The sequence below is a fragment of the Streptomyces sp. NPDC026500 genome, assembly GCF_055567635.1.
This window is the reverse complement of record NZ_JBVHQB010000005.1, coordinates 262,069-274,611: the sequence shown is the minus strand read 5'-3', so window position 1 is coordinate 274,611 and position 12,543 is coordinate 262,069. Positions and strand designations below refer to the sequence as shown.

Annotated in this window: 11 protein-coding genes; 4 read left to right on the top strand and 7 right to left on the bottom strand. The window is 70.1% G+C overall.

Annotated elements, in window-relative coordinates:
- Window positions 1–48: 48 nt before the first annotated feature.
- Window positions 49–870 (bottom strand): serine hydrolase domain-containing protein, encoded by an 822-nt coding sequence (locus ACZ4N5_RS11900; RefSeq protein WP_467756947.1) that lies wholly within the window; start codon window positions 868–870, stop codon window positions 49–51.
- Between the two features lie 19 nt (window positions 871–889).
- Window positions 890–1,360 carry a GNAT family N-acetyltransferase gene (locus ACZ4N5_RS11895; protein WP_467756946.1) on the bottom strand — a complete coding sequence of 157 codons (471 nt, stop codon included), beginning with the start codon at window positions 1,358–1,360 and terminating at the stop codon, window positions 890–892.
- A gap of 96 nt (window positions 1,361–1,456) precedes the next feature.
- Between ACZ4N5_RS11895 and ACZ4N5_RS11890 the strand changes: the two genes are divergently transcribed.
- The gene (locus ACZ4N5_RS11890) at window positions 1,457–1,939 is read left to right on the top strand and encodes a MerR family transcriptional regulator (protein WP_467756945.1); all 483 of its coding nucleotides are present in this window, start codon (window positions 1,457–1,459) and stop codon (window positions 1,937–1,939) included.
- The gene (locus ACZ4N5_RS11885) at window positions 1,936–2,952 is read left to right on the top strand and encodes an aldo/keto reductase (protein WP_467756944.1); all 1,017 of its coding nucleotides are present in this window, start codon (window positions 1,936–1,938) and stop codon (window positions 2,950–2,952) included. The genes ACZ4N5_RS11890 and ACZ4N5_RS11885 overlap by 4 nt, the downstream gene beginning before the upstream one ends.
- Before the next feature lie 30 nt (window positions 2,953–2,982).
- Here ACZ4N5_RS11885 and ACZ4N5_RS11880 read toward each other — a convergent pair whose 3' ends face one another.
- From ACZ4N5_RS11880 to ACZ4N5_RS11870, 3 genes are all read right to left on the bottom strand, one after another.
- Entirely contained in the window at window positions 2,983–3,846 is an 864-nt protein-coding gene (locus tag ACZ4N5_RS11880) for a DUF4429 domain-containing protein (RefSeq protein ID WP_467757126.1), read from the bottom strand.
- A 66-nt stretch (window positions 3,847–3,912) separates the two neighbouring features.
- Complete coding sequence (locus ACZ4N5_RS11875; RefSeq protein ID WP_467756943.1) at window positions 3,913–5,121, bottom strand: alpha/beta hydrolase; 1,209 nt, start codon at window positions 5,119–5,121, stop codon at window positions 3,913–3,915.
- A gap of 494 nt (window positions 5,122–5,615) precedes the next feature.
- A complete protein-coding gene (locus ACZ4N5_RS11870; protein ID WP_467756942.1) occupies window positions 5,616–6,305 on the bottom strand; it encodes a TetR family transcriptional regulator in 690 nt (229 codons plus the stop codon).
- Between the two features lie 121 nt (window positions 6,306–6,426).
- On the opposite strand from ACZ4N5_RS11870, the gene ACZ4N5_RS11865 reads away from it, so the two are divergent.
- Both ACZ4N5_RS11865 and ACZ4N5_RS11860 read left to right on the top strand, forming a co-directional pair.
- The gene (locus tag ACZ4N5_RS11865) at window positions 6,427–8,049 is read left to right on the top strand and encodes an MFS transporter (RefSeq protein ID WP_467756941.1); all 1,623 of its coding nucleotides are present in this window, start codon (window positions 6,427–6,429) and stop codon (window positions 8,047–8,049) included.
- Window positions 8,050–8,146: 97 nt separating this feature from the next.
- Complete coding sequence (locus ACZ4N5_RS11860) at window positions 8,147–8,449, top strand: small hydrophobic protein (RefSeq protein ID WP_467756940.1); 303 nt, start codon at window positions 8,147–8,149, stop codon at window positions 8,447–8,449.
- 141 nt (window positions 8,450–8,590) lie between these two features.
- Here ACZ4N5_RS11860 and ACZ4N5_RS11855 read toward each other — a convergent pair whose 3' ends face one another.
- Window positions 8,591–9,370 carry a potassium channel family protein gene (locus ACZ4N5_RS11855; protein WP_467756939.1) on the bottom strand — a complete coding sequence of 260 codons (780 nt, stop codon included), beginning with the start codon at window positions 9,368–9,370 and terminating at the stop codon, window positions 8,591–8,593.
- A 90-nt stretch (window positions 9,371–9,460) separates the two neighbouring features.
- Entirely contained in the window at window positions 9,461–12,208 is a 2,748-nt protein-coding gene (gene aceE, locus ACZ4N5_RS11850) for a pyruvate dehydrogenase (acetyl-transferring), homodimeric type (RefSeq protein WP_467756938.1), read from the bottom strand.
- Between the last annotated feature and the right edge of the window lie 335 nt (window positions 12,209–12,543).

Here is a 12,543-nt window from a genome sequence, read left to right as displayed (position 1 = left end):
GGGCCGCGCCGGACGGCGTGAGGCGGTCCGGCGTCAGCCGGTCCCGCGTCAGGAGGCGAGGTCGGCCAGCACCGCGTCGGTGAACGGGGTCCACGCCTCGATGGCCCAGGGCCCGAAGGTCCGGTCGGTCAGCGCGACGCAGGCGGCGCCCACGGCCGGGTCGACCCACAGGAACGTACCGGCCTGCCCGAAGTGGCCGAAGGTCCGCGGTGAGGACGAACTCCCCGTCCAGTGGGGTGACTTGGAGTCGCGGATCTCGAAGCCGAGCCCCCAGTCGTTGGGGCTCTGGTGGCCGTACCCCGGCAGGACGCCCTTGGTCCCGGGGTACTGGACGGTCATCGCCTCCGCGACCGTACGCGGGTCCAGCAGTCGCGGGGCCTGGAGCTCGGCGGCGAACCGGACGAGGTCGTCCACCGTCGAGACCCCGTCCTTCGCGGGCGAACCGTCCAGCGTCGTCGCGGTCATGCCGAGCGGTTCGAGGACCGCCTGGCGCAGATACTCCGCGAAGGGCATGTCCGCGGCCTTGGCGATGTGGTCCCCGATCACCTCGAACCCGGCGTTGGAGTACAGCCGCCGCTCCCCGGGCGCGAAGGTCGCCCGGTGCTCGTCGAAGGCCAGACCGGAGGTGTGCGCGAGCAGATGGCGGACCGTCGAGCCGGCGGGCCCGGCCGGTTCGTCGAGCTCGATCGCACCCTCCTCGTACGCGACGAGCGCGGCGTACGCGGCGAGCGGCTTGGTGACGGAGGCCAGCGCGAAACGGTGCCCGCCCGGCCCGTACGAGCCGGCCACCGTGCCGTCCGCGCGGACGACCGCCGCGGCGGCGGTGGGAACGGGCCAGTTCGAGATCAGCGCCAGACTCTGCAAAGACATGCCCACGAGCCTAAGTCGTTCACAGGCTCAGCCGCATCGAGGGGTCAGGCTTGCGGACGAACCCGAGGGCCGCGTAGAGCGGCTCGGCCTCGGCGGACGTGTTGAGGTCGACGTGGGCGACACCCCGCTCGCGGAACCAGTCGAGGAGCGTCTCCATACAGGCACGGGCGTATCCGCGGCGCCGTGCCTCCGGATCGGTGGCGACGCTGAAGACGTACCCGACCGTGCCGTGCGGGTTGTCCGCCCGCCCGATCCGGTACTCGATCGTCCCGGCGGCGAGGGCCGCGAGAGCCCCCGGCCGGTCCGGGCGGTCGACCACGAACGCGGCGAAGGATCCCCCGGGGTCGGCGAGCTTCCCGCGTACGGTGGGGAGCGACGCGGCGTGCCACTCGGTGGAGGCGCCGACGTCGAACACCGAATCGATCATCACCTGGCGCAGGCGCAGCACTTCCCGGGCGTCCTCCGGCGTGGCACGGCGTACGAGACTCATGATCCGCACGGTATCCACGGCCTCCCGGCCACGTCCTCGCAATTTTGGCGGATTCGACTTGCTTGGAGTGCACTCCAAGGTTTTAGCGTGGGGGCCATGACGGTGATGGAGACCACAGCCGAGGCCACCGGGACCGATACCGGGACGGACTTGTGCGCCGGCCCTCCCGAGCGGGAGCGGCGCCCGGACGGCCAGGACAACTACACGATCAGCGAGGTCGTCGTCTTCACCGGCCTCAGCGCGCACACCCTGCGCTGGTACGAGCGCATCGGGCTGATGCCGCACATCGACCGCTCGCACACCGGGCAGCGCCGCTACAGCAACCGCGACCTGGACTGGCTGGGCCTCGTCGGCAAGCTCCGGCTCACCGGGATGCCGGTCGCAGACATGGTCCGCTACGCGGAGATGGTGCGCGCGGGCGACCACACCTACCTGGAGCGCTATGAACTCCTGGAGGCGACCCGCCGGGACGTCCGGGCCCGGATCGCGGAGCTCCAGGACACCCTCGCCGTGCTCGACCGGAAGATCAGCTTCTACGGTGACGCCGGGCGCGCCCTCGCGTCGGAGAGGTCTCGATGACCGACAGCAGGATCAGGGCGGTACGGCTCGGCAACGAGGGGCCGGAAGTCGGTGTGCAGGGCCTCGGCTGCATGGGCATGACCTGGGCGTACGGACCGCCGGACGCCGACGCCTCCCGGGCCGCCCTCCACCGGGCGCTGGAACTCGGCGTCACGCTGTACGACACCGCCGAGGGCTATGGCGGCGGCGAGAACGAGAGGTTCCTCGCGCCGTTCCTCAAGGCGCACCGGGACGAGATCGTCATCGCGACCAAGTACGGCGTGACGGTCCCGCCGGACAACCCGCGCAAGCGGATCATCCGCAACGACCCGCCGTACATCCGCCAGGCCGTCGAGGGCAGCCTCCAGCGCCTCGGCGTCGAGGTGATCGACCTCTATTACATGCACCGACGCGATGTGAACGTGCCGGTCGAGGAGAGCGTCGGTGCGATGGCCGACCTCGTCCGCGAGGGCAAGGTCAAGTATCTGGGTCTGAGCGAGGTCACCGCGGGGGAGCTGCGCGCCGCCCAGGCCGTGCATCCCATCGCGGCCGTCCAGTCGGAGTGGTCGCTGTTCAGCCGGGACATCGAGACGAACGTGGTGCCCGCCGCCCGCGAGCTGGGCGTGGCGCTCGTCCCGTACTCACCGCTCGGCCGCGGCTTCCTCACCGGCTCCTTCGGCAACGCCGACCAGGACCTCTCGCGGGACGACGTCCGCCGCACCCAGCCCCGCTTCACCGGCGAGAACGCGGCGGCGAACGCGGCGCTCCTCGCCCCGATCCGTACCGTCGCCGACGCCCGTGGTGTCTCGCTCGGCCAGATCGCGCTGGCCTGGGTCCAGCAGCGGGCGAGTGTCCACGGCCTGACCGTCGTACCGATCCCGGGCACCACCCGGCGCGAGCGGGTGGAGGAGAACACGGCGGCCACCGGCATCGCGCTGACCGAGGACGAGCTGGCCCTTCTGGAGCCGATCGCGGCCGAGGTGGCGGGCGACCGCTACCCCGACATGTCGTTCTCGTCGGCGGGCCGGGAGTGAGCGGGGCCCGGAGCGTCCCGGTCCCCGCCGCTACAGCTGCGCCAGCAGCTCCGCCTTCTTGACGGAGAACTCCTCGTCCGTGAGGAGCCCCGCCCCGTGCAGTTCCCCGAGGTGCCGGATCCGGTCGGCGATGTCGGCCGGGTCCCGGCGCGGTACCGAGGACGCGGCCACCGGCGCGGGACTCGCGGAGCGCGCGGCGGCGAGCACGGCCGCCGCGAACGGCAGCGACTCGTGGACGGGCCCGTACCCGAGCCCGAAGACGACCGCCGCCGGGTCCTGGTCCGCCTGGGCGGGCTGCGCGGGCGCGGGCTCCCGCCGCAGCAGGCGGAGATGGCCCTCGAACACCTCCGGGGAGCGCCATTCGACCCCGCACAGTCCCGAGACCGGGAAGGTCTGGTCGCCGGCCTTCCACTTCGCCGAGGACGCGCCCGTCCAGAACCACCGGAAGGACACCGTCCTGCCGTCGAAGGAGGCCTTCCCGTCGTAGGCCTTGAAGTGCAGCGGTCCCTCGGGCGGCTTCACGAGATAGCGCTCGGCGGGCTCGTCGTCCTTGGTGAGCTGTCCCCGCAGCTCGTCCGCGTAGTACTCGGCGAGCGTCTCGCGCTCGGCCGGCAGCACCAGGCGGTAGGGGTCGCACCCCTCCTTGAGCTGTCCCGCGGCCGCCTCCATCAGCGGATCGGCGCCGGGCCGCGGCACCGCACGCAGAACGACCGTGCCTCGCTTCCCGGGCGTCAGCGTCACCGCCGCGATCGCCTCCAGGGGGATGCGGCGTTCGCCGAGCGCCTGGAACAGCTTCGGCGTACGGATCCCCCGTTCGAAGCGGATGAGCACGGAGTCGGACTCGAACTCCCAGGCGGCATGAAATCCGGCCAGTACGTCACCCATGCGGGCCATCGTATGCGGCACGCAAGCCTCCGTCGCCTCTCTGGGCGGACCGCAGTTTTTCGTCCTCTACGCGTGTCAGGCCGACGCGCCGACGGACAAACCCGTCCGGCATACGTCATCATCGTGCGCGCATCGGACAGCGCGGTACGCGCCGATCCCGATCTCCGCGAAGTTGCGGAGACTCTCCGTGCCCGGCTCGAAGTAGCCGGCGTGCCCCTTCGCCCCGTCGGCGGACAGGAGGCGCGCCCCGAACCCCTTCGACACCGGGTCCGCGCCGTGTCCGAGACCGCCGACCTCCAGGTGCGGCACGTCCTGGATCCAGTCGTCCGCGTCGCGCATCGCCCAGACCCGGGCGGTGGTGTGCAGGTTCGCCGCCTTCGCCGCCCGCATGCCGGGGCTGCCCGCCACCGCTATGTCGGACACTCGGGAGGGCAGCGAGGAGGCGGCCACTCCGCACAGGACCGAGCCGTAGCTGTGGCAGTACAGCGCCACCTCCGTGCTTCCCGGCAGTGCCCGCACCAGCGCGTTCAGCCGCACGGCGCCTTCCTCGGCACGCATGGCGGTGGCCGCGTCCATGCCGAGCCCGCTGGGCGCCGTGTAGTCGGCCCACGCGATCACGGCCGTACGCGTGAGCGGGGCAGCCGAACGCTCCGCCCTGTACAGGGAGTCCGCCATACCGACGGGCGCCGAGTACTGCTTGAACGTGCGCTGGAAGGTGAGCAGGTCGGTGTCGACACCGGGCACCACGACCGAGACGCGGCGGGCCGTGTCGAGGTCACCGAAGACCTCGGCGACGCGCCCCGAGCCGTTGGGGTCGAAGGCGAGGATCTTGCGGCCCTTGTGCAGCAGTGCTTCGTAGCGGTGCATCCGGCGGCCCGCGTCGTGCTGGCCGAGCGAGGACAGCCGGTTGTCGTGCATGCGCTTGCGCTCGACCGTGCGCTCGTGCTTCAGGGCGAGACGGTTCGCCGTGTAGCGCAGGGTCACCGGCGCGCCGTTCATGTTGCCGACCGCGAGCGGATAGCGGTGGGCGAGCCGGGAACGCTGCTGCGCGTCGAGCGTGGTGAAGAAGTGGGCCAGCCGGCCCGGAGCGGAGTCCGGGTCGGGCAGCTTGTGCCCGGCGACCGTGCCGTGCTCCCACGCCGAGCGGGACGCCTGGAGCGGGGAGGGCTCGCGGTGGCTGTGGAGCGCGGTCCAGCCACTGGTGGCCAGCATCACGAACACCACGGCCAGCGCGAGCAGTGCGCGCCAGGCGTTGAGTTGGGGGGTTGTGTCGAAGGAAGTCACTGAGAGGACACCCTAGGAGAAGTGAGCAGCCTCCCGTTAAACGAGTGACTGGGATCACGTTTCTGATGGGGTGATTGGGGCAAACCGGGTTCAGTTTGAGTTAAATGGTGACACTGTGTGCGTACATCTCTGCGACGCGTGTGCGATATGTGACGCTCCGCGCGGGGGTGTTGTGATTCCGCGGGGTCCCCGCGAGGGGTCTCGCGGGGACGTCATCCGTACAACGAGCGCGGGTATGCGCGAGGTTCCGTGCGTGGGCATGGGCCGGGTTCTGTACGCGGGTGTGTGCCGGGTTCCGTAGGTGGGCATGCGCACGGTTCCGTACGCGGGGCATGCGCGGGGTTCCGCGCGCGAGCATGTACCGGGTTCTGTGGGCGGGCGCATGTCGGGTTCCGTATGCGGACCGCACCGGCTGTCGTGCGCGGACATCGTGGACATCGCAGGGTGTCGCGCGGGGCTGCCTCGGAGTGACACCGCGAAGCGTCACCGGACGGTCACTGTGGCGCCGTGCCCCACTTCTCGGCCAACGCCGGCCCCACATGGTCGAGATAGGTCGCGGTCAGCTCGCGGATCGCCTCGACGCTGGTGTCCTCGCCCGCGCCCCACAGGCGGCCCGTCACCCGCATCACCCCGCCGAACACGGCGACCGCGATGCGCGGGCGCGGGTCCGTGTCCACGTCGAGGCCCTCGCGGTCGGCGATCAGCCGCGCGATCTCCTCCTCGATCTCCTCCGAGCGGCGCAGATGGACGGCGAGCAGCGCGGGTGTCGACTCGATCAACTGGTAGGTGCGCATGTGCAGTTCGATCGGCACGACGGCCTCGATCGCCTCGCCGATGGTGTCCCAGCTCTCCAGGACCGCCCGGCGCAGCGCCTCCAACGGGGCCTCGTGGGGCGGTCGTTCGCGCACCGCGGCGATGAAATGCGACTCGGCGAGCCGCTGCAGGAAGAGGGCGGCGTCCTCCTTGCCGGCGAAGTAGCGGAAGAAGGTGCGCTGGGAGACGTCGACGGCCTCGGCGATCTCGTCGACGGTGGTCCGCTCGTACCCCTGGGTGGTGAACAGTTCGAGGGCGGCCCGCAGCAGCGCGTCCCGGGTGCGCTGCTTCTTGCGCTCCCGCAGCCCGGGGCGTGACGCCGCCGGCTCCGCCGTGCGTACCGTCTCCGCCGTGCCGACCGTGTCCGTCATGGTGTCGCGATCTCTCCTGTCCAAGCTGTTCGCCCAGTTCAGCCTATCTGTGAGTAACGTGACAGTTACCGACTTGTGAATCGGTTTGTCAATTGTCAGCGGCTGTCACTAGCCTCGAAAAATGACTAGTCAGACCACCATCGACAAGACGGGCCCGGGGGACAAGACTCCGGTCTCCCCGTTGGACCAGGCTCCGTCCACGGGCCTGCGCGGCCATCCGTGGTTCACCCTCATCACCGTGGCCGTCGGGGTCATGATGGTGGCCCTGGACGGCACCATCGTGGCCATCGCCAACCCCGCCATCCAGAAGGACCTCGGCGCCAGCTTCGCCGACGTCCAGTGGATCACCAACGGCTACTTCCTCGCCCTCGCGGTCACCCTGATCACCGCGGGCAAGCTCGGCGACCGGTTCGGTCACCGGCAGACCTTCCTCATCGGCGTGGTCGGCTTCGCCGCCGCCTCGGGCGCCATCGGGCTGTCCGACAGCATCGCCCTCGTGGTCACCTTCCGCGTCTTCCAGGGCCTGTTCGGCGCGCTGCTGATGCCGGCCGCGCTCGGCCTGCTCCGCGCCACCTTCCCGGCCGAGAAGCTGAACATGGCGATCGGCATCTGGGGCATGGTCATCGGCGCCTCCACCGCGGGCGGCCCGATCCTCGGCGGTCTGCTCGTCCAGCACGTCAGCTGGCAGTCGGTGTTCTTCATCAACGTGCCCGTCGGCGTCATCGCGCTGGTCCTCGGCGTGCTGATCCTCACCGACCACCGCGCCGAGAACGCCCCGCGTTCCTTCGACGTCCTCGGCATCGCGCTGCTCTCCGGCGCCATGTTCTGCCTGGTCTGGGCGCTCATCAAGGCCCCGACCTGGGGCTGGGGCGACGTCCTGACCCGGTCCTTCCTGGGCGCCTCGCTCCTCGGGTTCGTGCTCTTCGCCCTCTGGGAGAAGCGCGTCAAGGAGCCGCTGATCCCGCTCGCGCTGTTCCGCTCCGTGCCGCTGTCGGCCGGTGTGGTCCTGATGGTCCTGATGGCCATCGCCTTCCTCGGCGGACTGTTCTTCGTCACCTTCTACCTGCAGAACGTGCACGGCATGAGCCCGGTCGACGCCGGTCTGCACCTGCTGCCGCTGACCGGAATGATGATCGTGGGCTCGCCGCTGGCCGGCGCCCTGATCACCAAGGTGGGCCCGCGCATCCCGCTGGCGGGCGGCATGGCGCTCACCGCGATTTCCATGTTCGGCATGTCCCGGCTGGAGACGGACACGAGCAGCCTGGTCATGTCGCTCTCGTTCGCGGGCCTCGGCCTCGGTCTCGCGCCGGTCATGGTCGGAGCCACCGAGGTCATCGTCGGCAACGCCCCGATGGAGCTCTCCGGTGTCGCCGGCGGTCTCCAGCAGGCCGCCATGCAGATCGGCGGCAGCCTCGGCACGGCCGTGCTGGGCGCCGTGATGGCCTCCAAGGTCGACGCGGACCTCCCGGGCAACTGGACCGACGCCAAGCTGCCGCCGCTCACCCCGGCCCAGCTCGATCAGGCCTCCGAGGCGGTCCGGGTCGGCGCCGCGCCGGTGACCAAGGACACCCCGGCCGCCATCGCCGCGCAGATCACCGATGTCGCCCACGAGACCTTCATCTCCGGCATGAGTCTCGCCTGTCTGGTCGCCGCCGGTGTCGCCGTCGTGGCCGTCTTCGTCGCGCTGCTCACCAAGCGGGGCGAGAACGCGGAGGCCGCGGGAGCGGGCGGCGGACACATCTGACGGACGGTCCGCGCACCGGCAGGCCTGCCGGCGTGGAACGGGGGTACCCGACTCATCGACCCGAACCGACCGAGAGGTCACGGGAGTTCAGGAGTGGATGATGACGGGCTTCGGAAACGGTACGCGCAAGTACCCCCGTTCACGTGGCCGGATGGGACCACGGACCGGGCCGGACAGCGCGACCCTGGGCATCATCGGAGTCGTGTGCGCGGTGGCCGGATTCTTCACGCTGGGAATCGTGCTCGGGCCGGCCGCGATGGTCTGCGGCTGGCTCGCGATGGGCCGCCGCTGGACCGGCTCCGGGCCGGTGCCGGCCCTGATAGCCCTGGTGCTGGGAGCGATCGACACCCTCCTGGCGGTCATCTGGCTGGCAGGCGGCGCGGGCAACGGCCTGCTCTGACACCGGCCGGGCAGCTGATATCGGCAGTGGGCTCGCGCGTCGCCCCGAGCGGCACGCGGGCCCACTGGTCCGTTCGGGGGCGTTCCACCGTCCTCAGGTCCTCAGGTCCCCAGGTCCCCGGGTCCACGTGTCCCCCGGGGTCTACGTGGGGGAGTGTTCCTCCGTTCCCGCCGGCAACGGATGCGGCAGGATTCCCGGGCCGCCGGTCAGGGCGGCGACCTCCGCCCGCAGGGCTCGTACCTCCGCCGTGAGCGCCTCGATCGCCGCGGTCTGCCGCCGCTCCTCCACGTCGTCCTTCTCGAACCGTGAGATGAACCAGGCGGCGATGTTCGCGGTGACCACACCGAGGAGGGCGATCCCGGAGAGCATCAGGCCGACCGCGAGGACGCGGCCCATCCCCGTGGTCGGGGCGTGATCGCCGTACCCCACGGTCGTCATCGTGGTGAACGACCACCACACCGCGTCACCCAGTGTCTTGATGTTCCCGTTCGGCGAGTCCCGCTCCACCGACAGCACGGCGAGCGAGCCGAACATCAGCAGGCCGACGACCGCGCCCCCGACGTACGTCGTCAGCCGGATCTGCGAGGCCATCCGCGCTCGCCGCCCCACCAGCATCAGCGTGGAGACGAGCCGCAGCAGCCGCAACGGCTGGAGGATCGGCAGGATCACGGCGCACAGGTCCAGCCAGTGGTCGCGGACGAAGGACCGCCGCTGCCGGGCGAGGGCGAGCCGGACGAGGTAGTCGATGGCGAAGGCACCCCACACCACCCACTCCACCAGCGTGCAGGTGAACGTCACCGAACGGCCGGCGTCGCTGTCCACGATCGGCACGGCGTACGCGAGGGCGAACGCCACCGCGAGGACGAGCAGGGGCCGCTGGGTGTGCAGCTCCCAACGGGCCTGTGCCGATTCTTCCTTCATGGCCGCATCGTAGAAAGAAAAAAAGAGGGAGGGGCGGCGGGCCCACGGCCCGCCGCCCCTCATCCGTCGTACCGGTGGCCAGGGCCCGTCCTAGGCGTCGCCGCCCGCCGCGCCCGGGTCGGCGGCCGTCACGTCGAGGAGCTGGTAGCGGTCGACCGCCTGCTTCAGCACCGACCGGTCCACCCTGCCCTCACGGGCCAGCTCGGTCAGCACGGCGACCACGATCGACTGCGCGTCGATGTGGAAGAAACGCCGGGCCGCACCGCGCGTGTCCGCGAAGCCGAAGCCGTCCGCGCCGAGGGACTGATAGGTGCCGGGCACCCACCGGGCGATCTGGTCGGGAACCGATCGCATCCAGTCGGAGACGGCCACGAACGGACCCTGGGCGGCGGACAGTTTCCGCGTCACATACGGGACGAGCTGCTCCTCCTCGGGGTGCAGCAGATTGTGCCGCTCCACGTCGACGGCCTCGCGCCGCAGCTCGTTCCAGGACGTCGCCGACCAGACGTCGGCCCTGACGCTCCACTCCTCGGCCAGGATCCGCTGCGCCTCCAGGGCCCAGGGAACGGCCACACCCGAGGCCATGATCTGCGCGGGGATGGTGCCCGAGGTGCCCTCGCTGAAGCGGTAGAGGCCCTTCAGGATGCCCTCGGCGTCCACGTTCTCCGGCTCGGCCGGGTGCTGGAGCGGCTCGTTGTAGACGGTGAGGTAGTAGAAGACGTCCTCGCCGTGCGGGTGCTCCTCGGACGAGCCGTACATGCGGCGCAGACCGTCCTGGACGATGTGCGCGATCTCGAAGCCGAACGCCGGGTCGTAGGCGACACAGCCCGGGTTCGTCGAGGCGAGCAGCTGCGAGTGGCCGTCCGCGTGCTGGAGGCCCTCACCGGTCAGCGTCGTACGCCCAGCGGTCGCGCCCAGTACGAAACCGCGCGCCAACTGGTCGGCCATCTGCCAGAACTGGTCACCCGTTCGCTGGAAACCGAACATCGAGTAGAAGACGTAGACCGGGATGAGCGGCTCGCCGTGGGTGGCGTACGCGGAGCCCGCAGCGATCAGCGATGCCGTGCAGCCCGCCTCCGAGATGCCGTCGTGCAGCATCTGGCCGGTCGGCGACTCCTTGTAGGCGAGCAGCAGTTCGCGGTCCACGGACTCGTACTGCTGGCCGAGCGGGTTGTAGATCTTCGCACTCGGGAAGAACGAGTCCATGCCGAAGGTGCGGTACTCGTCGGGCGCGATCAGCACGAACCGCTTGCCGATCTCCTTGTCCCGCATGAGGTCCTTGAGCAGCCGGACAAAGGCCATGGTCGTGGCGATGGACTGCTGACCCGAGCCCTTCTTCACGCTCGCGTACGTCTTGTCCTCGGGCAGGACCAGCGGCTTCGACCGCACGACGCGCGTCGGGACGTACCCGCCGAGCCCCTTGCGGCGGTCGTGCATGTACTGGATCTCCTCCGAGTTCCGCCCCGGGTGGTAGTACGGCGGCGCGCCGTCCTCCAGTTCCCGGTCGGAGATCGGCAGGTGCAGCCGGTCGCGGAAGCCCTTGAGGTCGGCGACCGTCAGCTTCTTCATCTGGTGCGTGGCGTTGCGGCCCTCGAAGTTCGGGCCGAGCGTCCAGCCCTTGACCGTCTGCGCCAGGATCACCGTCGGCTGGCCCTTGTGCTCCTTGGCCGCCGAGAACGCCGCGAAGATCTTCTTGTGGTCGTGACCGCCGCGCCCGAGGTGCAGGATCTGGTCGTCGGTCATGCCCTCGACCATCGCGCGCAGCCGGTGGTCGTCGCCGAAGAAGTGCTGGCGGATGTACGCGCCCGTCTCCGTGGCGTACGTCTGGAACTGGCCGTCCGGCGTGGTGTTCAGCCGGTTGACCAGGACCCCGTCGCGGTCCTGTGCGAGCAGCGGGTCCCAGGTGCGGTCCCAGACCAGCTTGATGACGTTCCAGCCGGCGCCCCGGAACTGCGACTCCAGCTCCTGGATGATCTTGCCGTTGCCGCGCACCGGGCCGTCGAGGCGCTGGAGGTTGCAGTTCACGACGAAGGTCAGGTTGTCCAGGCCCTCGCGCGCGGCGATCGACAGCTGGCCGAGCGACTCCGGCTCGTCCATCTCGCCGTCGCCGAGGAACGCCCATACGTGGGACTTGGAGGTGTCCGCGATCTCGCGCGCCGCCATGTAGCGGTTCATCCGAGCCTGGAAGATCGCGCCGAGCGGGCCGAGGCCCATCGACACGGTCGGGAACTCCCAGAAGTCCGGCATCAGCCGCGGGTGCGGGTACGAGGACAGTCCGTAGGGCGCCTTCGACTTCTCCTGGCGGAACGCGTCGAGCTGCTGCTCGGAGAGCCGGTCCAGGAGGAACGCGCGGGCGTAGATGCCCGGCGAGGCGTGGCCCTGGAAGAAGATCTGGTCGCCGCCGTCGCCCTCGTCCTTGCCGCGGAAGAAGTGGTTGAAGCCGACGTCGTAGAGCGAGGCGGAGGAGGCGAAGGTCGCGATGTGGCCGCCCACGCCGATGCCGGGGCGCTGCGCCCTGGAGACCATCACCGCGGCGTTCCAGCGGGTCGCGTTGAGGATCTTGCGCTCGATCTCCTCGTTGCCCGGGAAGAACGGCTCGTCCTTGGTGGCGATCGTGTTGACGTAGTCCGTGCTGCGCATCTCGGGCACGGCCACGCGCTTCTCACGGGCCCGCTCGATCAGCCGCAGCATCAGATAGCGGGCCCGCTCGCGGCCGCGCTGGTCGACGGCGGCGTCAAGGGAGTCGAGCCACTCCTGAGTCTCCTCAGGGTCGAAGTCCGGGACCTGGCTGGGAAGGCCGCCAATGATGATCGGGTTGCGATCGGATCCGGAAGCCACGCTGTTCCTTCGCTGTCAGAGGGCTGTCTACGGTGGGTTTTCCCTGCATCTGCACCGATCCCCATCGTGTACCTCGGGAACGCGTACGTCATCTCTACTAGGGGGTAACCGAGACGTTCGTGCAGACCGTTGGGACGGGCCCGACCAAAACGTAACGATACGCTCAGGGCGTGACGCGTTCCGCAAAGCCGTTCGGCTCTCGTACGCTCCAAGGGTTCCGAATGGAATAAATGGGGCAGAAGAGTGTGGTGCCCGTCACGTGGCGTCATGATGGCCCGCCGGGAGTTGCGTCGGCACTGCCAGGATCGTCACCGTTTCGGCGGTCTCGACGGCCG